At 45.0% G+C, this 23,684-nt stretch carries 23 protein-coding genes and 1 pseudogene; 7 read left to right on the top strand and 17 right to left on the bottom strand.

The genetic code is table 11. From position 1 onward, the window contains the following. Nucleotides 1-100: pseudogene (locus VJL_RS29305) on the bottom strand (50S ribosomal protein L3 N(5)-glutamine methyltransferase); the annotation flags it as partial. Between the two features lie 61 nt (nt 101-161). Here VJL_RS29305 and smrB point away from each other — a divergent pair. Then, nucleotides 162-692: an endonuclease SmrB gene (gene smrB / locus VJL_RS25695; protein WP_038871353.1), complete on the top strand. Its 531-nt coding sequence runs from the start codon at nt 162-164 to the stop codon at nt 690-692. Nucleotides 693-794: 102 nt separating this feature from the next. Here smrB and sixA read toward each other — a convergent pair whose 3' ends face one another. Next, nucleotides 795-1,259, bottom strand: a complete 465-nt coding sequence (gene sixA / locus VJL_RS25690) for a phosphohistidine phosphatase SixA (protein ID WP_038871355.1) — start codon at nt 1,257-1,259, stop codon at nt 795-797. A 376-nt stretch (nt 1,260-1,635) separates the two neighbouring features. Here sixA and VJL_RS25685 point away from each other — a divergent pair, with 376 nt between their 5' ends. Further along, a complete protein-coding gene (locus tag VJL_RS25685) occupies nt 1,636-4,413 on the top strand; it encodes an insulinase family protein (protein ID WP_038882185.1) in 2,778 nt (925 codons plus the stop codon). Nucleotides 4,414-4,510: 97 nt separating this feature from the next. Next, nucleotides 4,511-4,765 (top strand): hypothetical protein, encoded by a 255-nt coding sequence (locus tag VJL_RS25680; protein WP_038882183.1) that lies wholly within the window; start codon nt 4,511-4,513, stop codon nt 4,763-4,765. 67 nt (nt 4,766-4,832) lie between these two features. Here VJL_RS25680 and fadJ read toward each other — a convergent pair whose 3' ends face one another. Next, nucleotides 4,833-6,947 (bottom strand): fatty acid oxidation complex subunit alpha FadJ, encoded by a 2,115-nt coding sequence (gene fadJ / locus VJL_RS25675; protein WP_038882182.1) that lies wholly within the window; start codon nt 6,945-6,947, stop codon nt 4,833-4,835. Beyond that, on the bottom strand, nt 6,947-8,254 hold the full coding sequence (fadI, locus tag VJL_RS25670; RefSeq protein ID WP_038882180.1) for an acetyl-CoA C-acyltransferase FadI: 1,308 nt from the start codon (nt 8,252-8,254) through the stop codon (nt 6,947-6,949). Before fadI ends, fadJ begins: the two co-directional genes overlap by 1 nt. Nucleotides 8,255-8,911: 657 nt before the next feature. On the opposite strand from fadI, the gene VJL_RS25665 reads away from it, so the two are divergent. The 4 genes from VJL_RS25665 (at nt 8,912) to VJL_RS25650 (ending at nt 13,343) form a co-directional block, all read left to right on the top strand. After that, the gene (locus tag VJL_RS25665) at nt 8,912-9,460 is read left to right on the top strand and encodes a sigma-70 family RNA polymerase sigma factor (protein ID WP_038871392.1); all 549 of its coding nucleotides are present in this window, start codon (nt 8,912-8,914) and stop codon (nt 9,458-9,460) included. After that, the gene (locus tag VJL_RS25660) at nt 9,453-10,187 is read left to right on the top strand and encodes a DUF3379 domain-containing protein (protein ID WP_038871368.1); all 735 of its coding nucleotides are present in this window, start codon (nt 9,453-9,455) and stop codon (nt 10,185-10,187) included. The genes VJL_RS25665 and VJL_RS25660 overlap by 8 nt, the downstream gene beginning before the upstream one ends. A 297-nt stretch (nt 10,188-10,484) precedes the next feature. Next, complete coding sequence (locus tag VJL_RS25655) at nt 10,485-11,744, top strand: outer membrane protein transport protein (RefSeq protein ID WP_038882178.1); 1,260 nt, start codon at nt 10,485-10,487, stop codon at nt 11,742-11,744. A gap of 309 nt (nt 11,745-12,053) precedes the next feature. Further along, nucleotides 12,054-13,343, top strand: a complete 1,290-nt coding sequence (locus VJL_RS25650) for an outer membrane protein transport protein (RefSeq protein WP_038871374.1) — start codon at nt 12,054-12,056, stop codon at nt 13,341-13,343. A gap of 91 nt (nt 13,344-13,434) precedes the next feature. On the opposite strand, the gene VJL_RS25645 is transcribed toward VJL_RS25650, so the two are convergent. The 13 genes from VJL_RS25645 to VJL_RS25585 form a co-directional block, all read right to left on the bottom strand. After that, nucleotides 13,435-14,214, bottom strand: coding sequence for an MlaA family lipoprotein (locus tag VJL_RS25645; protein WP_038871377.1), 780 nt, complete (start codon nt 14,212-14,214; stop codon nt 13,435-13,437). Nucleotides 14,215-14,418: 204 nt separating this feature from the next. Next, the gene (gene ccmI / locus VJL_RS25640; RefSeq protein WP_038871380.1) at nt 14,419-15,636 is read right to left on the bottom strand and encodes a c-type cytochrome biogenesis protein CcmI; all 1,218 of its coding nucleotides are present in this window, start codon (nt 15,634-15,636) and stop codon (nt 14,419-14,421) included. Continuing rightward, on the bottom strand, nt 15,636-16,121 hold the full coding sequence (locus VJL_RS25635) for a cytochrome c-type biogenesis protein (RefSeq protein ID WP_038882176.1): 486 nt from the start codon (nt 16,119-16,121) through the stop codon (nt 15,636-15,638). The genes ccmI and VJL_RS25635 overlap by 1 nt, the downstream gene beginning before the upstream one ends. Beyond that, nucleotides 16,118-16,672 (bottom strand): DsbE family thiol:disulfide interchange protein, encoded by a 555-nt coding sequence (locus VJL_RS25630; protein WP_038882175.1) that lies wholly within the window; start codon nt 16,670-16,672, stop codon nt 16,118-16,120. Before VJL_RS25630 ends, VJL_RS25635 begins: the two co-directional genes overlap by 4 nt. Before the next feature lies 1 nt (nt 16,673). Beyond that, a complete protein-coding gene (locus VJL_RS25625; protein ID WP_038882174.1) occupies nt 16,674-18,656 on the bottom strand; it encodes a heme lyase CcmF/NrfE family subunit in 1,983 nt (660 codons plus the stop codon). Beyond that, nucleotides 18,653-19,138 (bottom strand): cytochrome c maturation protein CcmE, encoded by a 486-nt coding sequence (gene ccmE / locus VJL_RS25620; protein WP_038864807.1) that lies wholly within the window; start codon nt 19,136-19,138, stop codon nt 18,653-18,655. The genes VJL_RS25625 and ccmE overlap by 4 nt, the downstream gene beginning before the upstream one ends. Further along, on the bottom strand, nt 19,135-19,341 hold the full coding sequence (gene ccmD / locus VJL_RS25615) for a heme exporter protein CcmD (protein WP_038864808.1): 207 nt from the start codon (nt 19,339-19,341) through the stop codon (nt 19,135-19,137). The genes ccmE and ccmD overlap by 4 nt, the downstream gene beginning before the upstream one ends. Nucleotides 19,342-19,352: 11 nt before the next feature. Beyond that, the gene (locus VJL_RS25610) at nt 19,353-20,096 is read right to left on the bottom strand and encodes a heme ABC transporter permease (protein WP_038864810.1); all 744 of its coding nucleotides are present in this window, start codon (nt 20,094-20,096) and stop codon (nt 19,353-19,355) included. A gap of 109 nt (nt 20,097-20,205) precedes the next feature. Next, nucleotides 20,206-20,874, bottom strand: coding sequence for a heme exporter protein CcmB (gene ccmB / locus VJL_RS25605; protein ID WP_038864811.1), 669 nt, complete (start codon nt 20,872-20,874; stop codon nt 20,206-20,208). A gap of 1 nt (nt 20,875) precedes the next feature. Next, nucleotides 20,876-21,493 carry a cytochrome c biogenesis heme-transporting ATPase CcmA gene (gene ccmA / locus VJL_RS25600; protein ID WP_038864813.1) on the bottom strand — a complete coding sequence of 206 codons (618 nt, stop codon included), beginning with the start codon at nt 21,491-21,493 and terminating at the stop codon, nt 20,876-20,878. Between the two features lie 199 nt (nt 21,494-21,692). Beyond that, nucleotides 21,693-22,184, bottom strand: coding sequence for a DUF2802 domain-containing protein (locus VJL_RS25595; protein ID WP_038882173.1), 492 nt, complete (start codon nt 22,182-22,184; stop codon nt 21,693-21,695). Nucleotides 22,185-22,198: 14 nt separating this feature from the next. After that, entirely contained in the window at nt 22,199-22,693 is a 495-nt protein-coding gene (locus tag VJL_RS25590; protein ID WP_038864816.1) for a chemotaxis protein CheW, read from the bottom strand. A gap of 35 nt (nt 22,694-22,728) precedes the next feature. Further along, on the bottom strand, nt 22,729-23,684 hold a 956-nt coding region (locus VJL_RS25585; protein WP_038882172.1), incomplete at its 5' end, for a chemotaxis protein CheW.

The raw sequence follows: 23,684 nt of genomic DNA, 5'->3' as shown, positions 1-23,684 counted from the left end.
AAAACAAGTTAGCGGCGTTAAAGCGGCTGACCGTCCAACGAATCATATCTTGAAGGGTATGCAGTTCCGATACCGCCTCTTCTACAAAAATCTTATCCAAAATTGCCTCCGAAAAGCGCTACAATACTGCCATAAATTGTAAAAATGAAATTGTTTACCTAATGAGCAAAAAAGACACCGAACACGATGACGATTTCGCCTTGTTTAAGGATGCAGTACAGGGCGTAAAAAAGTTGCGACAGGATACCATAATCCAGCAACCAAAAAAAAATACTAAGCAAAAAGAAATCACACGCTCAAACCGTGAAGCGAGTGATTCTGAGTTTTACTTTTCCGATGAGTTTGTCCCGCTCTTAAATGCGGATGGACCAACTCGTTACGCGCGTGATGATGTCTCAACTTATGAAGTGAAACGTCTGCGCCGTGGTGTGTACGTACCTGATGTCTTCCTAGACATGCATGGTATGACCCAACTGGAAGCTAAGCGAGAGCTCGGTGCGATGATCGCTTACTGTGTCAAAAACGAAATCCACTGTGCGTGTGTTCAACACGGCATTGGTAAGCACATCTTGAAGCAGAAAGCACCGCTGTGGCTTGCTCAACACCCAGACGTGATGGCATTCCACCAAGCGCCTTTAGAGTTTGGCGGAGACGGTGCGCTACTGGTATTACTGTCTATTCCAGAGAAATAAACCACCGACTTCGAAAATGTTTCGCTGACGAACAAGAACGACAAAGGCAGGTTAACCCTGCCTTTTTGTTTTTCTCGAGTCGTGATCCCGAGAGCGAGTGTTCTATGGCGTGATATGCCACAACACTTCACCGCGTTGTGTTTGCGGATCGTATTCAATGCACACCAAGCCAGATGTTGGGAACATCGGTGGTGTCATGTCTTTCACAAACTCAGAAGTGAGATACCCCACCAGCGGTAAGTGCGACACAAACAGAAGTGATTCTAACTTCTCAACCTCAATCAATGCATTGGCAAAATCAAATACATGGTCCGATTGACCGTATGGCGTGATGTCTTCACAAGTCTCAATACTTTTCGCCGAGAAATGGACGCTGATCTCTTGCCATGTTTGTTGCGCTCGGATGTATGGACTGACTAGCACTTTATCGAATTGAGCAAAACCTTGCTCTTTACATGCTCGGGCAACTGCTTCCGATTCAGTTCTGCCTCTTTGGGTCAGTTGTCTTTCTGCATCGGTATCCGCGAAATGTTCCGCTTCACCGTGACGCAAGATAAATATTTTCATGTTATTTCCTAGGGATAGCTAACGCTACCAAAAGGTTGACTGCTATCTTTATACGGATAGCGGGCTAACTTTAATAATGTCGAAACAAAAATACTGATATAATTATCGGTTCATTATACCAATTCGCTTGCTAAAGATAGCGACTTTCTTAACAATCTATTAAAAAGAATAGACTCAGTTCATCACATTCTACGATGAAGTTATGAACTCAGTGCATTCCTTCAAATAGCTCGAACCCCATAGCATTGGCTATTGGGCTTATGCAGTACTCTTACGAATAACAAAAATACGGCAAGCAGTATTTGTCGAAGCGCAAACTTTGCGCAGCCCCATTCGGGGTTCATCATTACTGTAATGCGAAATCTGGAGACGCATCGTGCACTTAAGTCCAAACGATTCAAATCAATACCGCTACATTACCTTGAGTAATGCACTGCGCGTGTTGCTGATCCACTCCGACACCGCTCAACAGTCGGCAGCAGCCTTGGCAGTAAATGTTGGACACTTTGATGACCCAAATGATCGTCAAGGTCTGGCACACTACCTAGAACACATGCTTTTTTTGGGAACGGAAAAATACCCTAAAGTTGGCGAGTTTCAAAGTTATATTAGTCAACACGGTGGCACAAATAACGCTTGGACGGGAACAGAGCATACTTGTTTCTTCTTTGACGTCACCCCCACAGCGTTTGAAACCGCGCTTGACCGTTTCAGCCAATTCTTCACCGCACCGTTGTTTAATGAAGAAGCGTTAGACAAAGAGCGCCAAGCTGTCGACTCCGAATACAAGCTCAAACTGAACGACGATTCTCGCCGTCTATATCAAGTAAACAAAGAGGTCATCAACCCTGATCATCCATTTTCTAAGTTCTCTGTCGGCAACTTGGAAACCCTCGGCGATCGCGATGGCAAATCGATTCGCGACGAGATAGTCGAGTTTCACCACTCGCAATATTCCGCTGATTTGATGACATTGACCTTGTTTGGTCCTCAATCTCTTGATGAACAGCAAGCTTGGGTAGAAACCATGTTTGCTGACATACCAAATCATCAATTACACGGAAAATCGATTGATGTACCTATAGGTAACGAAGACAGCACCGGCATTTTGGTTCAAGTCGAACCGATTAAAGAATTTCGTAAACTGATCTTAACCTTCCCGATGCCAGGGATGGATGAGCATTACGGCGCGAAACCCCTCTCCTACTTTGCGCATTTGTTGGGTTATGAAGGCGAAGGCAGTTTGATGCTAGAGCTGAAAAACAAAGGTTGGATTACATCCTTATCTGCCGGAGGAGGTGCAAGCGGCAGCAATTACCGAGACTTCACAGTCAGCTGCACATTGACCCAAGATGGCTTGGATTATGTCGATAACATCATTCAAGCCGTATTCCAGTACCTGTCTATGATCAAACAAGATGGGATGGATGAATGGCGTTACCTTGAAAAACAAGCAGTGCTGGAGTCTGCCTTCCGCTTTCAAGAACCATCTCGTCCGATGGATTTGGTCAGCCACCTTGTGATCAACATGCAGCACTATCAGCCGGAAGACACGGTTTACGGTGACTACAAAATGACAGGGTATGATGAAGAACTACAATGCTCTTTATTGCACTACCTCAACATCGAAAATGTTCGTGTGACTCTGATTGCCAAAGGATTAGAGTACAACCAAACCGCAGAATGGTATTTCACGCCCTACTCAGTGCATCCATTCAACGATGAACAACGTCGTTTATATCAACAAATCGATCCTAGTTGGCAATTCGTTCTCCCAGAAAAGAACCCATACATTTGCTACGAGCTCGATCCAAAACCGTTTGAAAATGGTGGCTCATTGCCAGAATTAGTGGAAGATGTCGAAGGCTTCCGTTTATGGCATTTGCAAGATGACGAATTCCGAGTGCCAAAAGGCGTCGTGTATGTCGCTATCGACAGCTCGCACGCCGTCGCTTCACCGAAAAACATCGTGAAAACACGCCTATGTGTTGAGATGTTCCTTGATTCATTAGCGAAAGAGACCTATCAAGCTGAAATCGCAGGTATGGGTTACAACATGTACGCTCACCAAGGTGGTGTTACTCTGACGCTATCAGGTTTTAGCGAGAAATTGCCTCAGCTGTTAGAAATGATTCTGCATCGCTTCGCGGCACGTGAGTTCAGCCCTGCTCGATTCGAAACCATCAAACAACAACTATTACGTAATTGGCGAAATTCATCTCAGGACCGCCCTATTTCGCAGCTATTCAATGCACTGACTGGGCTTCTTCAACCCAACAATCCGCCTTTCGCAACACTCGTTGAAGCGCTGGAAGAAATAGAAGTGGATGAACTGTCGGTGTTTGTTGAATCAATTTTGGCCGAGTTGCATGTAGAAATGTTCGTTTACGGCGACTGGCAGCGTCAGCACGCAAAAGAGATGGCAACAACGTTGAAAGATGCCCTTAGAGTAAAAGAACAACGCTACGAAGAGGCACTCCGCCCGTTGGTCATGCTTGGCGAAAATGGCAGTTTCCAACGTGAAGTCCACTGTAATCAGCAAGATTCCGCGGTGGTGATTTACCACCAATGTGAAGATATCGAGCCACGCAATATCGCCTTGTATACACTGGCTAACCATCTGATGTCGGCGACCTTCTTCCATGAAATCCGCACCAAGCAGCAACTTGGCTATATGGTCGGTACGGGAAATATGCCTCTCAATCGCCATCCAGGTATTGTACTGTACGTTCAGTCTCCAAATGCCGCTCCCGCTGAATTGGTCACATCAATTGATGAGTTTTTGAACGCTTTCTACATGGTATTGCTAGAGCTAAATGAATACCAGTGGCACAGCAGCAAGCGAGGCTTATGGAATCAAATAGCAACGCCCGACACAACATTGCGTGGTAGAGCTCAGCGCTTGTGGGTCGCTATTGGCAACAAAGACACGGATTTCAATCAACGCGAAAAAGTACTAGAAGAGCTTAAAGGGCTTACTCGTACCGATATGATCCGCTTTGTTGTCAACGAGTTAAAACCGCGCACCGCAAACCGTTTGGTCATGCACTCGCAAGGTATAGCACACGCAGATGCTCCGCGAGTTAATCTTGGTTTAGAAATTGGATCGATTGAAGAGTTTCAATTACGACCAAAAGATTGTGGTCTCGGATAAGAGACTCAAATGCATAAATGGCATGAAATGGTAAAAGTAGTAATTTAGTTTATGCTGTAATTACCTTGTTCAATAAATACGCAAACACGAGGACTAAATGAAAAAGCTACTTTTACTTGCTGCTGTACTTATACCACTCGCGCCTGTTGCCCATGCAGACATCACAATTAAGGGTGACGATTTCGAACTAAGTGAAGACTGTTTGCGCCTTGATGGTGATAACGTATCAATAAAGTCTGACGATTGCTCCTCAGGGAAGCATGACAAAGACCACAAAGGTAATTCTAGTGTCCACGGTGATAACAACCCAGGCAAAGGTCACGACAAGGACAAAAAAGACAAGAAGAAATAACGTCTCATAATCTTAAACACAAAAAAGGCTTGCATCACGCAAGCCTTTCTATTTTTAGCGCTAGCCATTAATCGTAGAAGTTACGACCTTCACCCGCACGAGTGAGTAAGCCATCACATGGCGCGTAACGATCACCATATTTCGATGCAAACTCGTTCATTTTCTCAACCAGTTCTTTCAAACCAAATTGATCCATGTAACGGAATGGGCCACCTAAGAATGGTGGGAATCCAATACCAAAGATCGCGCCGATATCACCATCACGTGGCGAGCGGATGATCCCGTCATCCAAACAACGAACGGCTTCGTTCAACATTGGCAGCACACAGCGCAAAGCAATGTCGTTGTCGCTCAGTTTTGATTCAGGCGTTAAGTTCAGCAGTTTGTACACTGACTTATCGACTTCTTTCTTCTTACCTTTGTAGGTATAGAAGCCTTTACCACTCTTACGACCTTTACGACCATCGTTCAGTAGTGTGTCGAATACGTCTGGACCTTTAAATCGTTCGCCCAATTCGTTAACCAAGATCGGCATGATCTTAGCACCGATATCCACACCGACTTCGTCCAACAATGTGATAGGACCAACTGGGAAACCGAAGTCAAGCAGCGCTCCATCAAGTTGTTCGATCGGCTCATTTGCCAACAAGATATGTGCGGCTTCATTCATGTAAGGTGCAAGAATACGGTTTACGTAAAAGCCTGCTTTATCTTTCACAACGATTGGCGTTTTACCTTGTTTCTTCGCAAGCGCAACCACGGTAGAAATGGTTTCATCCGACGTCGTCTCGTGAGGAATCACTTCCACCAGCGGCATTTTCTCTACCGGGCTGAAATAGTGTAAACCGACGATGTTTTCTGGACGCTCTGCTTTTTCCGCAATTTTGTGAATCGGCAAAGAAGACGTATTGGTCGCAAAAATAGTGTCTAGTTTCGCATTCGCTTCAATATCCGCAACCATCGTCTGTTTAAGGTCAAGATCTTCAAACACAGCTTCAATTACTACATCAATATGGTTGAAGCTTGTAAAGTCAATACCGCCAGACAGTTGCAGCATCTTCGCTTGCAGACCCGCTTTCGAGATAATACGGCGCTTACGTTGCTTATCAAACAACTTGTAGTTGTAGTTCAATGCGTTAAGCACACCGTCGTTACTAACATCTTTAATACGCACTGGCACTTTTGCTTTGGCGACGGAAACGTGGCTAATACCCGCCCCCATCAAACCACCACCAAGTACACCAACTCGACCGACCGATGCGGGCTCAGCCTCTGTACCATTCTCTTTCTTCATTTCAGTGGTAGCAAAGAAAATAGAGCGTAATGCTTTTGATTCAGAGCTCATCACCAATTCGCTAAAGCGCTTTGCTTCAAGTTCTTGGCCCTGAGCAAAACCTTTCTCAAGACCGTGTTGAATAACTTCTAGGATAGCCACGGTTGCAGGGTAGTTACCACGCGTTTTTTCATTAGTTTTTTTCGCTGCTTGCTCAAACACAAACTTACGACCTAAGCCGCTGCCCGACATCAATTTCTCTTTGGTCGATTGCTTTTGTTTGCCTTTCTTCTTGCCTTTTTCGACATGCATCTTCGCGACATCAAGCAAGACAGTCTCTGGCACACATGCGTCAACCACACCCAATTTTTTCGCTTTCTTCGCACGCAGTTGTTTACCTGTAAGGATTAAATCTAACGAGGGCAACAGACCAATTAAACGTGGAAGACGTTGAGTACCACCAGAACCAGGCAGCAAACCAAGTTGCACTTCAGGCAAACCAAGACGCGTTTTATCGGAATCAGTACACACTCGGTAGTCACACGCGAGAGCAAGCTCTAAACCGCCACCCAGACATGGACCATGAATCGCTGCGACAACCGGATAAGGCAGCTCAGACAACTGCTGGAACAAGTCTTGGCCTTGCTTGGCTAAGGCTTCAGCTTCACTTGCCGTCGTGCACGCTTCGAGCATGCGTACATCGGCACCCGCAAAAAAGTTATCTGGTTTTAAGGAATGGATGATCATCCCTTTTACGCCGTTGGTGTCTTTCAGTTGAGCGAAAATCTCTTTCATCTCATCTGCAAACGCCGCTTGCAACGTGTTCATTTTCTCGTTTGGCACATCGATGGCTAGCCAAGCAATGTTCTGCTCATCAATCTTTAGACTAAATGCTTTTTGCTCGCTCATTACTCAACCTCCAAAATCATTGCTGCACCAAGACCACCTGCGGCACACGCAGTATTCAACGCAATACCACCACCACGACGTTTCAGCTCACGTAGCGTTTGTGTCATCATACGAGCGCCAGTCGCAGCAAATGGGTGACCGTAAGCAATTGAACCGCCAAGGACGTTGAACTTATCCATGTCGATTTCACCTATCGCTTTCGAGCGACCTAGGTTTTCTTGGGCAAATTTATCAGAAGCAAACATCTTCACATTTGCAAGTGCTTGAGCTGCAAACGCTTCGTGCATATCAATAAGCGTAAGATCTGAGAGTTCCAATCCGGTATTTTCTAATACTTTCGATGTCGCGTAAGTTGGCCCCATCAACATATCCATTTCAACGCCAATAGCCGAGAATGCATAACCGCGAATGTAGCCAAGAATTTCCATCCCAAGCTCTTTCGCTTTACCTTCACGCATTAGCATCACAGCGGCACCACCATCGGTTAATGGCGTACTGTTTGCGGCTGTTACACTACCGTATTGGCGGTCAAAAGCCGGACGCAATTTTGCGTAACCTTCTAATGTAGAATCATGACGAATGTTGTTATCTTCAGAGATCCACTTTTTGTATGGTTCAGGGAAAGCAGTCATCACTTCGTCTTGGATTTTGCCGTCTTTCCAAGCTTGCGAAGCTAGAGAATGAGAACGGTGCGCCAACGCATCTTGCTCTGCACGAGTAATGCCGTGTGACTTCGCCATTTGCTCAGCAGTTTGACCCATGGAAAGACCCGTCGAGTACTCAGCCACTGCCGGCGGCACTGGCATTAAATCTTTGAAGCTGAGTTTCTTAAGAATGTTGAGCTTTTGACCCAGCGTTTTAGTTTTGCTGAGCGCCAGTAAATTAGCAGCCAACGTTTTTGATACACCAATAGGCAACACAGAAGAAGAGTCCGCACCACCAGCAATCCCCACATCAATGCTGCCAGCCATAATACTTTCGGCAACATTGACAGCAGCTTGGAAGCTGGTCGCACATGCGCGAGTCACACTGTAAGCGTCGGTATGAATGTGCATACCCGTCCCCAATACGATTTCTCGTGCGATGTTTGGTGCTTCTGGCATTTGAACCACTTGTCCAAATACCACTTGTTCAATTAACTTAGGGTCGATATCTGTGCGAGCAAGCATTTCGCTCACTACCATTTTACCTAAATCGACCGCTGGCACCTGGCTGAACTCAGTGCTTTGACGAGCAAAGGGAGTTCGGAGCCCTGCGACAATAGCAACACGTTCACCATGGCGTGTTTTTACTTCCTGCTTGCCCATTGTTTCTCCTTAAATACAAGAGGTCTGACCTCATGCATTGTAATCAACTTGTTAAATTTATCAAACGTGCGTTTAAATAAACGTGAAGCGAGTAGATCTATTACTCTAGTTCATTGATTCTTATGCGATTAAGATTGCTTAACTATAGTGACTTAAAAAGAGAAGAAGTGTGCTGTGGGTAAAATTGAAGCAAAAAAAAACCACACAATGTTGTGTGGTCGGAATATCTATAAAACAATTAACATACGCCAATTGTAAAATTAATCAGTTTCCTGATTAGGAGAAAGTAAAGTCAGCCTTCAAAAGGAAGTGTCATCTTGCTCAACATGTTAGTCGCAATGACTAACTAGATGACAAGATGTACTATAGCCCCTTCACTGTATGAGATTTTGAAATAGATCAATTTTTATGGTGATTTTATGGTTTCTTGCAGGAATAGGATTTGAAGACTGACCAAGTAGCCAACCAAATGAGGTAAAACGCCTCACTGACAACAATAAAAAATAAATTATCATCACTTCAAATAAGTGCTTGATCGTTGAAGACGTATATTGTGCTGCTGCTAAACTACAAAAAGTGTAGTCGGATCGATTATAAATATAAGCGGTATATATGACCTCACAGAGCAAGACGGAGGCTCCTGTGGCAATATTTAAAATGTTTGGAAAGAAAAATTCCGACAGTCCGGTCAACTCTGATATGGACAGACAAAGAAAATACGAAGCTCTTGTTCGGGGCTATCACAGAGACTTATATCGCTACGCATACTGGTTATGCAAGGAAAAGGCGGTTGCAGAAGATTTGGTTCAAGAAACCTGTCTGCGTGCGTGGAAGTCTCTCGATAGCCTTCAAGATGAAAAGGCTGCGAAATCTTGGCTTATTACCATTCTGAGACGAGAAAATGCGCGCCGCTTCGAACGCAAACAATTTGATTTGGTTGATATCGATGACTATGGCAATGATGCTAAAGTCAGCGATGACCCACATCATCAGCAGGAATGGCTACAAGCTCAAATAATGAAGCTTGATGTCGAATATCGTGAACCTTTGTTCCTCCAAGTTGTAGGCGGTTTCAGCGGAGAAGAAATCGGTAACATTTTGGAGCTGAACAAAAACACGGTAATGACGCGCCTTTTCCGCGCCCGCAATCAACTAAAAGAGATGTTGGATTCTCAAGATACTCAGAGAGGACAAAAAAATGGATGATTTAGAATTTCGTCGTCGTATTTTGTCGGATCCAAAACAGAAGGATGAAGAGATTCTGCAAGCTTTAGCTGAGAACGACGCTAACAGTAAGTTTGTTGAAGACGTTTTGGACCTCGATCTAAAGATTAAGCAAGCCATGAATGTGGATGTGCCAGAAGATCTCGCCGACAAGATTTTGTTTAACCAAACATCAAATGCATTAGAAGATGAAAAGATAGTCAGACCTAATTTCGCTCGTAAAGCGATGGCTTTGGCGGCATCCGTTGCATTTACTGCTGGTTTACTTGTAGGTCAGATTAACTGGGGTAACGTTATTGTTTCTCCAGCGCAAGCAAGTCTGGCAGACACCGCAATGAAACACGTAGTGGCAGAAGAACCATTTGTCCGTAACATCGATGAAGATGTTTCGAATAAACAAGTCAACGCGAAAATGATGCCTTTCCATTACCAAATAAACGGTGATTTTCCATATCACGTTTACTACCTAAACCATTGTGGTTTTGGTGAGTCGAACAATGCGCTTCATGTCGTCTTCCAAGGTAAAGAAGGCAGAGTCACCATGTTTGTGACTGATGTGAAGAGTGACCAGAAAGTCGACTTTGATAAAGATGGTATGAGTGGTGTTGTGAAACCGGTGGGCAAAGCCAGTATGATTCTTGTTGGTAGCAATGGCGAGGATATCGATGCTATTGCAGCTAAGCTTGCTCCGATGATGGAACCTATGTAACAAGTTCCTTAATACCGCATCGATAAAACGTGAAAAGCCGCTAAATCTCGAAATTTAGCGGCTTTTTCTTATAGATACCAATAAAAACATTCACCCCACCAATCAAGTTTAGAGTCAAAACTCTAAATTACGCACTTTAGATGCAATTTCCCGACATTTAGACATCATTTCTGCAATTTTTATTCAAATTTATCCAATGGTCGGATTTGTATGGTCCACTCTTAATACTACTATCTGCGCCACTGAGCAAATGCTCAACTTATCGTCCAAAGAGACGAAACCCATAAGGAATAAAAAATGACTCAGAATACGCGTCTGTTTAAAAAGACTCTCCTAGCAGTGACGGTTGCAATGGCATCTGGTCAAGCAATGGCAGCTGGTTTCCAGCTAAACGCACAATCAGCGACTGGTATCGGTCGTGCATTCGCAGGTGATGCAGTAATTGCAGACAACGCATCTGTAATGGCTCGTAACCCAGCAGCAATGGCTCTATTTGATAAAATGGAACTGTCGCTTGGTTTTGAAACCATCACAACGGATATCACAGCAAAAAACGTAAACTATAAAGCACTTGGTGGCCTAGTATCAGACAACACTGATTACGATGATATTGGCAGCACTTCTGTTGCACCGAACATCCACCTTATCGTGCCAGTAAACGACAAGTTTGCTTGGGGCGTAAACGCATACTCTAACTTCGGTACAAAAACAGAATTCAGCAATGATCTAACATGGTCTGAATTTGGCGGCCTAACTGACGTAAAAAGCGTTAACGTTGGTGTCGCGGGTTCTTACCGTCTAAACGACCAATGGAGCTTTGGTGCAGGCCTAGACCTAATTTACGGTACAGGTAAACTACAACGTAGTGCTGGTTTCACTGTTCCAGGTGTAATCGCAAAAGGTACTACACTACTAGACGCAGATGCGGCAGGTTTTGGTGTTGGCTTTAACGTTGGTACGGTGTTCGAGTTAGATGAAAACAACCGTTTCGGTTTCTCTTACCGTTACAGCCCAGAGATCGAAGCTGAAGGCGATATCACTTACGCACCTGCTGGGGCAAAAGACTCTGATGGTAAGCTAAACCTACCTCTTCCAGATATGGCAGAATTCTCTGGTTACCACAAAATTCAAGATACTAAGTTCGCAGTACATTACAGCGTACAATGGATCGGTTGGAGTGCATTCGATACTCTTGACGGCTCTGTGAACGGTGGTGACTACACCTTTAACGAATACAAATGGCAAGACGGTTGGCACTACGCTATCGGTGGTACGTACTACATGAACTCTGACTGGACACTACGTACTGGTTACATGTACGACACGAGTGCACAAGACCAAAAAACTTCAGTGTCTGTTCCAGACTCAGACCGCCAATGGTTCTCAGCAGGTGCAACTTACCACATTGATAACGCGTCAAATGTTGATATCGGCTTTACATACCTACTGGGCGAAGACGTTAAGGTTAACGAAACTTCTAGCCTAGGTAGCACAATCGAAGCAACAACTCGCGCAGATGCGATTCTATTCGGCTTACAATACAGCCGCAGCTTCTAAGCATTTCGCATGAAGCTAATATAAACACTCTCTATATAAAAGGCTGGAATTCCAGCCTTTTTTCTTATCTATCATTTATCCCTCACCTAATCTGAGCGCACACGTGTAACTAAAAGCAGTTATTAGAACTCACAGTTGTTCGCTGAAACTTCTTCACAACGCCTTTACAGTTAGATAAATTAACTACATATTTAACTACCAATAGATAATTAACCTGAAAACACTGTTTTATTGGATTTTCATTTTTAAAGTAATAACTCTAGACGTAAACTTTCGCCCCACGTTATAAATAACTCAGCGAACATTACAATGAAAACCAACAAGACTCTCCTTTCAGCAGCAGTGGCATTCGGCCTATTAAGCACTTCAGGCGTTGCAAACGCAGCAGGTTTCCAACTTGCAGAATACTCTGCGACTGGCCTAGGTCGTGCATACGCTGGTGAAGCAGCGATGGCTGATAACGCAGGTGCACAGTGGCGTAACCCAGCAATGCTAACGTACCTAGAAGGCACACAAGTGTCTGTTGGCGCTATTTATGTAAACCCTAATATTGATGTTGATGGCACATCGACATTTGTAAATGGTTCTAATAAAGCAAGTTCACATGACTTTGCACACGATGCTGTTATCCCTAACTTCTACCTATCTCACCAGTACAACGACAAGTTTGCTATTGGTCTAGCCTTTGGCACTAACTACGGTATGGAAACAGACCTAGGTAAAGATTTTGCTGCAGCAAACTTTGGTAACCAAGCTAGCGTAACGTCGATGGAAGCGAACCTGAACGCGGCTTACAAACTAAATGAAGCGGTAAGCATTGGTGGTGGTATCCGTTACATCATCGCAGATGGTAGCATTGGCGCGGTAATGCCACCTCAGATGGGTTTAGTGAAACCGACTTTACCGGGTCAAACACTTAAATACATGGAAGGTGATGACACCGCTTGGGGTTGGCAAGTGGGTACTGCATGGCAGATCAATGATAACAACCGTATCGGTTTCGCATATAAATCAGCGGTAGATCTGACCCTAGAAGGTCACGCGAATGGTCTTGCGTTCAACCCAGTGAACCCTAACGCGAAAAAAGCAGGTTCAATGGACCTTACCTTGCCAGCGACAGCTGAACTAGCGAGCTTCCACCAACTAAATGACCAGTTAGCAGTACACGCAAGCATTAACTGGACAGATTGGAGCAGCTTTAAAGAGCTAGTGGCAGATTTCCCTGATTCATCTGATCTAATCAAATCGGAAAACTGGGAAGATAACTACCGCTTTGCTGTAGGTACGACTTACAAGCTTGACCAAAAATGGACATTGCGCTCAGGCGTTGCTTACGACATGTCTGCAGTTGATGACAAGTACCGTACAACAACAATTCCAGAGACTGACCGTCTATGGCTAAGTGTTGGTGCAGGCTATGAATGGTCTAAAAACCTAACTCTAGACGCTGGCTTTACTTACATCTTTGCGAAAGATGCGCCAATCAGCGAACCTCGTGATGCATCTGATAACGAAGCAGCCGTTTTCGGTGGTGCATTTGAAGGTGAAGTAACGGGCAACGTTTGGCTAATCGGTGTTCAAGCGAACTACAAGTTCTAATCTAAACGCTATTTATCGATAAAAGAAAGTTACCGATAAAAAAGAAAGGCTTGGTTTTCACCAAGCCTTTTTGTTTGTCTGTAGAAAACGTTTAGAAGTCTTCTTCTAAGTACTCGTCCAAGTACGCTTCTTCGTCCTCATTCACTTCATCCGTATTGTTAATTTCTGCTTTGAAATCTTGACGCTGAAGATAAATATCACGCGTTAATACGTATGGATCTGGAGAGGCTTCTAACTGCGCTTCTTGTGGAACAATCAGTGCACGCTTTTCCATACCTTCCAATGCCCACTTACCAAGACCAGCCCAGAAGTTAAGGTAAGAAAGCGGCAAATACATACCATCTACCGTATCTGTTACTTCGCGCAACGTATATGGGCCGTAGCCAGGTACCATAAAGTAAGGACCATTTCCTACTCCATAATGGCCCACCACACTACTGAACTCTTTGTTATCGTATTTGGTGATACCCGCCGCTGTCGCGATATCGAATAAGCCAAGTACACCAAAAGTCGAGTTAATCCAGAATCGGTTAAAGTGATCGACCGCTTTAGTGCCGTTTCCCATTACCAAATTGTTAACCACGCTTGCTGGCTCATCTAAGTTCGCTAAAAAGTTTGCGATACCTGAGCGAACTGGGACTGGCGTGTAGTCCACATACGCAAGAGAGATAGGACGAACCAAATACGGATCAAGGTAATCGTAGTTGATTTCCCACATCGCGCGGTTGAAGCCTTCTAACGGATCATAAACACCAGAAGTCGTTTGATTCGTTTCGTTTTCTTCTGTTGCCGCCTCTTCAGGCGCAGTCGAACAGCCAACCATTCCAACTGCAAACAACAACAAGAAGGTGGATTTACCCTTGTTATACATTCTGCGTTCCATAACGACGATTAATATACCTAAGCAACCTTAAAGATTGATGTGCGTGATACTTCTCTTAAAAAGTCACTTGGGTATATAAATAAAGAAAGGCCAGCAAGCGCTGGCCTTCATCATTCTACTCGATAGTTGGTAGTCATACCACAAAAGCGATAGGACAATCACAAAGTGTCCACTATCAGAGACAGGATAGATTTATTGATACTGCTTATCGATCATCACATCCACTGGTTGACCAAATTCAACCGCTTCACTTTCGCCGTGCCAATCATGGTCACGAGTCGCTACGTTACCGTCAGAGTCGATACGAACACGTACCATCAGTTTCTCTAACGACGACAGCTTCTGCCCTTCCATCATCGCATTACCGTCGTCTAGAACCACGGTACGAGGGAAAGTCCCTAGTGGATAGCGCGCTGCTGCAACTGGCATTGGGGAGCCGTCTGCGCGGTGAATAGATACAATCAATACTGCATTTGGGTCCAATTGAGCTTCTGGAGCAACGTTAATCGTCACTGCCACGCTTTTATCTGGAGACACCGCCTCACCCATTTGCTTACGCGCACTTTCGATACTGCGACCTAGCATTTCGTAACGGCTATCCTCTGGACCAATCATCTGCTGCATGATGCCCCAGTATTTAATCGCTGCAGGGAAATCTTGGCGCTCAAACGCATCGAATGCCAACAGCGAGAATACACGTAGGTCGACATAGTCTTGCTGCATTAGCTTGCCAAGCAGAGAACGTGCTGTCGCTTGCTCCATCTCGTCTTGAGACAGCATTAGAGCTTGAGCGTAACCGAGTTGTACGTCAGGATCTTTCGGCTCCAGCTTGTACGCTTTCTCCATTGCATCAATCGAGGTTGTGACATCACGATTAGCCAGAGCGATACGACCAAGAAGCAGCCAACCTGTTGAATCATCTGGTTGGTAATGCAGACGCGTACGAAGTGCTAATGATAAGTCATCCATTTCATCTTCGCTTAAAGGCTCAGACGATGCTGACATCAACTTCTTCGAAAGTTCAGGTAGGTTTGACGTGACTTCCTGCCACTTAACAACGTCCTGAGAGGCACCAAACTTGTAGTAAAGACCGTAACTCAATACCACTGTTAAAATAACCGAAGGAATCAATACCGCCATTGGAGAAACTTTGGTTTCGCCTTGTGTTTTTTCACTTGGGATGTCATCCAGTAGCGACTGTTTCAAATCAGAAATCAACTCGTCTTGGCTCTCGACCAAGCCTTCATCGGTTTCTTCTTCAAGCTCAGAAAGTCGGTCTTTATAGAACGCTTTGTTTAGCTCGTCACGTAATACTTCATCGTTGTTTGCTTTTTGCTTTAGCAGTGGCAAAGCGACCAACACGCAAGCAATCAGCGTTAAAACAACGGTAGAAATCCAAAATAGTGTCATTACTTCTTATCTCCGTTGTTCTCTTCATCAAGTAGCGCTTTAAGACGAGCTTCTTTGTTCTCATCCCAATTTTCATCGCTATCTTGAACAGTTTTTACTTTGGCTTTACGGCTGCGAAGCACGATCAAACCAAAGCCACCTAAAACAACAGCAAATGGACCAAGCCAAAGAATCGCGGTTGCCATGGTAAACGGAGGGTTATAAGTCACAAAATTACCGTAACGGGCAATCATGTAGTCAACGATTTCATCTTTAGACTTACCGTCTTTGGTCATTTCATAAACCTTGTGACGTAGGTCTTGAGCAAGCTCTGCGTTTGAGTCAGAAATCGTGTTGTTCTGACATTTAGGGCAACGAAGCGTATGACCGAGCTCTTTGAACTGTTGTTCTTGCTCTAAGTTATCAAACTCATACACTTCGATTGCAGCGTGTGCTGCAAGCGAAAATGTCATCGCAGCGAGCGCCGCTAGAATAAACTTTTTCATTGCTTCGCCTCCTCAACCAATTTGGTATAAAGCGGCTCTAGGGTCTCAGCCCAGTTACGAGGGTTCACATCGCCAACATGACGGTAGCGAATCACACCATTGGCATCGATGATGAACGTTTCAGGAGCGCCGTAAACACCAAGGTCTAGGCCCAACATGCCGCTTCCATCAAACAAGCTGATTAGGTATGGATTACCAAGGTCGTTTAACCAACCAATCGCTTTATTACGATCATCTTTGTAGTTCATACCGATGATCTTCACGCCTTGGCCTGCAAGTTCGTTTAAGTATTTGTGCTCAGCGTAACAAGTTGGACACCAAGTCGCCCAAACGTTAAGCAACAGCGGCTCACCTTTAAAGATCGACTGGTCGTATTGCTTACCCGGTTCCGCTAAATCTTCTAGGTGGAACTCAGGTACTGGCTTACCTACCAGTACTGATTCCAATTTTGTTGGATCGTCGCCGTCTTGGTTACGAACCAACTGAGTCGCGAAGATACCCGCCAAAACCATAAAAGCGACCAACGGGATAAATAAGACTTTCTTATTCATATTATGCTTCCTTTTCCGCTAGCTTTGACTTTCCATCTTTCTTAGCCGTCTTGCGGAAGCGGTAACGTCTATCAGAGATAGCAAGCGCACCACCTAAAGACATGATCAATGAACCAGCCCAGATCCAACGAACGAATGGTTTGTAGTAAATACGTACTGCCCACGAACGGTTGTCGTCTAGACGCTCGCCCATCGCGATGTACAAATCACGAGTAATTCCGCGATCAATAGCCGCTTCAGTCATCATCGACTTCGCCGTGCGGTAGAAACGTTTTTCAGCGTGTAGCGTGTTCACGTACTTACCATCATTGGTGATTTCGAAGTCCGCGATGTAACCATCGTAGTTTGGACCATCTTTGTCACGTAGACCTGAGAAGTAGAAATCGTAACCATAAATCTTGAAGTGCTCACCAGGCGCCAAACGTACGTCACGTTCGATGCTGTAGTTTTGCACCATCGCAATACCAATCACAGTAACGGCTAAACCAATGTGACCAAGCATCATTGCCCAGTGGCTGCGTTGCAATTTACGAACACCTTCACCAAAGCTGTGACGGTGCGTCGCACGCTCGTACAATTCAAAGCAATGCATTGCAATGATCCAGATTGCCATTACCCAACCGATGTAAGCCATCACTGAGAAGAAGTCTGCGAACAGGAACACGCACACTGCCGCTAATGCGAAGGCAAGCACGCCGGAAACAATCATCGGCTTAATAAGCTTAGATAGATTATCGCGCTTCCAGCGAATCATAGGACCAATACCTAACAGGAAGGCAAACGGCATCATCAACCATGCGAACAGCATGTCGAAGAATGGCGCACCAATAGATACTGAACCAAGACCAATTTGTTTGTGAACTAATGGCAGCAATGTACCAACTAGTACGACGACCAGTGCAGCAATCAGAAGCACGTTGTTCCCAAGTAGCGCGTTCTCACGCGAAACCAAATCAAAGTTACCGCGAACCCGAACCGCCGCCCCTTTCACTGCAAATAACAGGAGTGAACCACCAATGACGAAAACGAGGAAACCTAGGATAAACATACCGCGAGATGGGTCAGACGCGAATGCGTGTACCGACACCAGAATACCGGAACGAACCAAGAAGGTACCAAGCAAACTCAATGAGAATGCAGAAATTGCCAGTAATACTGTCCATGCTTTAAACGTACCGCGTTTTTCCGTCACCGCTAGAGAGTGCATGAGAGCCGTACCCGCTAGCCAAGGCATGAATGATGCGTTTTCTACTGGATCCCAGAACCACCAGCCACCCCAGCCAAGTTCATAGTACGCCCACCAAGAGCCTAGTGCGATACCTAGTGTTAGGAAAACCCATGCAGCTGTAGTCCAAGGGCGAGACCAACGAGCCCAAGCCGTATCAAGACGGCCTGTCATTAGAGAAGCAATCGCAAACGAGAACGCAACCGAGAAGCCTACATAGCCCATGTAAAGCATTGGCGGGTGAACAATCAAACCCGGATCTTGAAGAAGTGGGTTCAGGTCACGACCATCAACAGGGAAGAATGGCAACGTACGTAGGAACGGGTTTGAAGTAAGAATGATGAACAGCAAGAAACCAACTGAAATCATGCCCATTACAGCAAGCACACGTGCAACCGATTCTTGTGGCATACCGCGGCTAAATGTCGCTACAGCCACAGTCCAACCAGCTTGGATAAGCACCCAAAGCAACAGTGAACCTTCGTGCGCGCCCCAAACTGCCGTTAGACGGTAGTACCAAGGTAGTAGGCTGTTTGAGTTACTTGCCACGTATTGCAACGTGAAATCATTGGTATAGAAACCCCAACATAAGATCACGAATGAGAAAAATAGCATGATGAACATCGACCAAGATAGCGGTCGTGCTGTATTCATCAGCATCGTGTTATTGTTTGATGCGCCCCATAACGGCAGTACGCTTAGCAGTACTGCCATCGCAAGCGATAAAATGAGGGCAAAGTGACCGATTTCAGCAATCATTGGTCGCTTCCTTGTTTTTGTTCAGTGGTGTACTGCAAAGGCTCATGGGTTTTCTTCATCGCTTCTGCAATTTCAGGAGGCATGTACTCTTCGTCGTGCTTCGCTAGCACTTCAAACGCTTCAACCGTTGTTGCATCTTTAAGTACGCCTTGAGCTACGATACCCTGACCTTCACGGAACAAGTCTGGAAGGATACCTTCATACACGATCGTCACTTTTGGACCCACGTCGTGTAGATCAAAACGCACTTTCAGAGAGTCTTGGTCGCGGCGAACTGAACCCACAACAACCATACCGCCGATACGCAAGCGTTGACCGACTTCCGGTTTCGTACCATCAGGCTTACCATTAACTAACTCTGTTGGAGTATAGAAAAGGTCCATATTTTGGTTAAGCGCATACAACATCAAACCAATGGTTGCACTGATGCCGATAAAGATAGCGAGGACAATGCCCAGCCTCTTTTTACGTCTCGGGTTCATAACGTGTTCTCCATATTCTTCGCCGCGTCGATACGCGCTTGGCGGTCAATTTTTGCTTGAACTTCTTTCAATAACGCATCCCCACGACGGACGCTTGAAATCAAAAGAATCAGCATAGACAAGAAAGTAATACCAAACGCGCTCCATACGTATGATGCGTAGCCACCCATGGCAAATAATTCGCTCAGAGATTCAAAATGCATGATTAATTACCTCACTGAGTTTTTTCAGATGCGAGTTTGCGAACCCAAGGACGGTGACTTTCTTTACTGATGATTTCATTACGGAAACGCACCATAGTCACTGCACCAAAGAAGAACGCAAAGCCAAAGATGTTCAACAACAGCGGCCAAAGCATGTTGGATGAAATGGATGGCTTTTCAAATTTCGTAATGGTTGCGCCTTGGTGTAGCGTGTTCCACCACTCCACAGAAAAGTGGATGATAGGTAGGTTAACAACGCCAACAATCGCAAGAATACCAGCGGCTTTTGCGGCGGTTTTCTGATCGTCAAACGCGTGGTACAGCGCAATAACACCAAGATATAGGAATAGAAGAATGAGTTCTGAGGTTAGGCGTGCATCCCATACCCACCAAGTGCCCCACATTGGCTTTCCCCACACCGCGCCAGTAAGCAAAGCGATAAAAGTAAACACTGCACCAATTGGTGCCATGGCGAGTGCGGCCATTTCTGAAAGGCGAACCTGCCAAACCAAGCCAATAAATGCGGCAATGGCCATCGACATGTAAACACCCATCGACCAAATGGCTGAAGGCACGTGAATATAAATGATTCGGAAACTGTCGCCTTGCTGGTAGTCCGAAGGCGCGAACGCAAGCCCCCATACGGTACCAACCGACAGGCATACGAGGGCCAAAACAGAAAACCAAGGGAGAAACTTACCACTTAGGTGATAAGCTGCTTCAGGCTTGGCATAAGGATGTAGCCATTTCCACATGTTAAGTTCTCACTCTTACTTCAGGGACACTGTCTAGAGGGTCGAGACCGTAGCAGTGCTTTAATAATAATTCTTTGATCAAACGTCGCTTAATCCGCACTTTACTGAGTTAGTTAACACTAACTCTTAGCGCTGCGCTGATAGCAAACGGGGTGAGGGTGACAGCCCCCATCAACATGGCCCCTAAAATAGCCAGTTGTCCGTTATACGCGATACCTAATGCTGCAGCATCAATCGCGGATGTAGCGAAAATCAGAATTGGGATGTAGAGCGGCAGAATAAGCAAACTCAGAAGAACGCCGCCCTTTTGTAACCCAACTGTCAGCGCCACACCAATGGCACCGATAAAACTTAGCGTCGGAGTTCCGATCGCGAGTGTCAAAACCACAGACAACCAAGTATTGAAATCAAGAGAAAGCAGGATCGCCAATAATGGGCTAATCAGAATTAGCGGCAATCCAGTTAACAACCAATGTGCTATGACCTTAGAAATCACAACAAGTTGCAACGGAATTGGCATCAGCATCATTTGCTCTAGCGCACCGTCTTGAAAATCATCACGGAATAGACGCTCTAATGATAATAAGGCAGACAGCAACGCAGCAACCCAAACGATGCCAGCTGCAATACGTGCTAACAAATTAGGCTCTGGACCGATGCTAAGAGGGAAAAGTGTGATCACGATAATGAAGAACCACAGCGGGTTCAGGATGTCTGCCTGACGACGAAATGCAATCAACAACTCACGGCGGATAATGGTGGTCATGGACGAAATCATACTAATCACCCAATTTTATTTTTCTAAGTTTAGAGCTATCTGCAAACATATCTTGGTGTGTAGTCAGAATAACGATGCCACCATTATCAGCATGATTTGCAAACAATGATTCAAGCACCTTCACACCTTGTTTATCAATTGCCGTCAACGGCTCATCTAAAATCCATAGAATTTGTTTACTCAACCACAATCGAGCAAGCGCAACACGTCGTTGCTGACCGGCAGAAAGTTGTGCTACAGGCACATCTTCTCTACCTGCAAGACCAACTTGAGTCAATGCAGCAAAGATTTCGTCATCAGAAGAACGGTTATTGTGAATAGATTGATAAAAGCGTAGGTTTTCGAATGCCGTCAACTCGCGTTTTACGCCAGTTTGATGCCCAAGGAAGAGCAAGTCTTGATGAAAGACGTCACGAGATTTTTCCGTGATTTCGCCTTTCCATTTGATGATGCCCTCTTCTCTGTCCCCTAACCCGATAATGATTCGCAGCAATGTCGTTTTACCTGTGCCGTTTCGTCCTTCTATTTGGACAAGCTCACCAGGCTTAATTTCAAATTGCAGGTTTTCAAACAGGACCCTTTCGTCACGGATCGCAGTTAGGTTAGAGACTTCTAACATAGGGCTTCAACTAAAAAATGAATGAGCGGCTATATTAACACAGCTTAGTTGTGACAAAACAGGATAAGAAAGCGATGATGTATGTAAGTTCGTGAGTTTTTGTTAACTTATAGTCACATTTTAATAAAATTAACCATAAGTGATTATAAGTTTTTATTTTAAAAATAAAAAAAGAAGCCGAAGCTTCTTTTTTCATCTTTTATCGACGTCTTCCACGAGGTGGATAAGTCGGGTCATCAGAGGGTTGACTGCTTAGTGGTGGAATTTTCTCTTTCCCTGCAAGTTTCTTCTGCAAAGACAGCATTAATTCAGCTTCCGCTTTCGGCAATTCACACTCTTCAATCAACTCGTTGATATCAGCACCAAGTTGAACCATTTTTGAAGCGCGACTATACAGTCTTCCGTCTGTATCTGCGTGTTCTAGTTCGCGAATGCGTTCATTAAGATGTTGAATTACATCTTGTTGTTCAGTGACTTTTTGGCCTAAACCAACCACCACAGAACGCACTTCCAACAGTTGTTTGTTCAGCTTTTGTACTTCTTTCTCAGCATTTCGCGCATGAGCGCGCTGCTGATCCATTTGCTTTTGTAAGCCAGCACGCACGCGTAACTGCATTAAAAGCAGAATCAGAAATACAAAAGCCAAGCCGCCTGCAAATAGCGGCAAAGATAGGAAGGTTTCTTCAGCCATGATTCATCAGCCAATTATAGGTGAGCCATCTCATCCCATTCGTCATCGCTTAGTAGCTTGTTCAAATCAACAAGAATAAGCAGTTTACCATCACGGTTGCTTACGCCTTGAATGAACTTAGCGCTTTCGTCAGTACCTACAGATGGGGTTGTATCGATCTCAGAAGAACGTAGGTAAACCACTTCAGCAACGCTGTCGACTAGGATACCGATAACTTGGCGCTCAGACTCAATCACGATGATACGTGTATTGTCAGTCACTTCGCCTTCCATTAAGCCAAAACGAGAGCGAGTATCAATAACGGTAACCACGTTACCACGCAGGTTGATGATACCTAGTACGTAATCTGGCGCACCCGGAACTGGAGCGATTTCTGTGTAGCGAAGCACTTCACGAACTTGCATCACATTGATGCCATAAGTTTCTTCTTCAAGTTGGAACGTCACCCACTGAAGAACTTCGTCGTTCGATGTATCTTTCTTCACTTCAACTTCAAAAGCTTGAGACATAGTTAATCCTCGTTAATGTCGTTCCCGACCAAAATCTAATTCAGTGATTTTACATCTAAACCGGCGTTTAGCATGTCTATAAGTGCTTGGACATGAATTAAAGCACACATTTTTTCTTTCACCATACCCGCTAACCAAGGGCGTTTGCCGGCTTGTTCACGCCAACGGACTTTGTCGATATTGAGTGTTTCAGTTCCCATTAACTGGTTACTTGCCAACCCCCACATGCTTTCACCAAGCATGACGACATATTGGTAATTCTCTTTGTAGTCTTCATCACGAAGCTTATCTGCCATCACCCACTTTGCAGTGTCTACGACATCAAATTGCTGTTCGCGACTGGTTTGTAAACCCAAATACCAAGCAGGTCGACCGATTAAGTGATTGAGCTCTGTGATGCGATGAATGCCACCAAGCTCATCAAGCGGTACAGCGAACGTCACGTCGTTTACATCAAAGTACAACACTTGAAAGTCTTCACTACGTTGTGTGCTTTCCCAAGCATCAGGAAGCTTTGCTCCCGCTTCGGTCTCCAGCTCTGTTTCTGTCTCGATGCGTTGTTCAATTTCCACATCGGCATCAAACTTTGGTTCAACCACTTCAACTTCTGGTTGAACCCTGATTGGTTCGGGTTGTTCAATCTCAATCGCAGACACTGAATCTTCTTCAATGTCCCACTCTTGGATTTCTTCCACGGCTTCAACCGCCGCTTCGACTTCGATTACTGGTTCTTGTACGATTGACTTTGCTTCTGCAGCTATATCAATGGTGTTTTGTTCCAGAATGTCATCGATATCCAACTCTGCTACGACATTTGTAGATTCAAGCTGGCTTAATAATCGTTGTACATCCTCCAGATTGGGCGCTTCCAATGCTGGGGAATACATTTCGCTGTATTGGTAAGACTCGGGTTCAGCGTAATGCAGTTGCAATTTTGGCTCTGGCTCTGGCTCTGGCTCTGGCTCTGGCTCTGGCTCTGGCTCTGGCTCTG

This window comes from Vibrio jasicida CAIM 1864 = LMG 25398, assembly GCF_000400365.1.
Classification (GTDB): domain Bacteria; phylum Pseudomonadota; class Gammaproteobacteria; order Enterobacterales; family Vibrionaceae; genus Vibrio; species Vibrio jasicida.
This window is presented reverse-complemented; position numbering and strand designations above follow the sequence as displayed.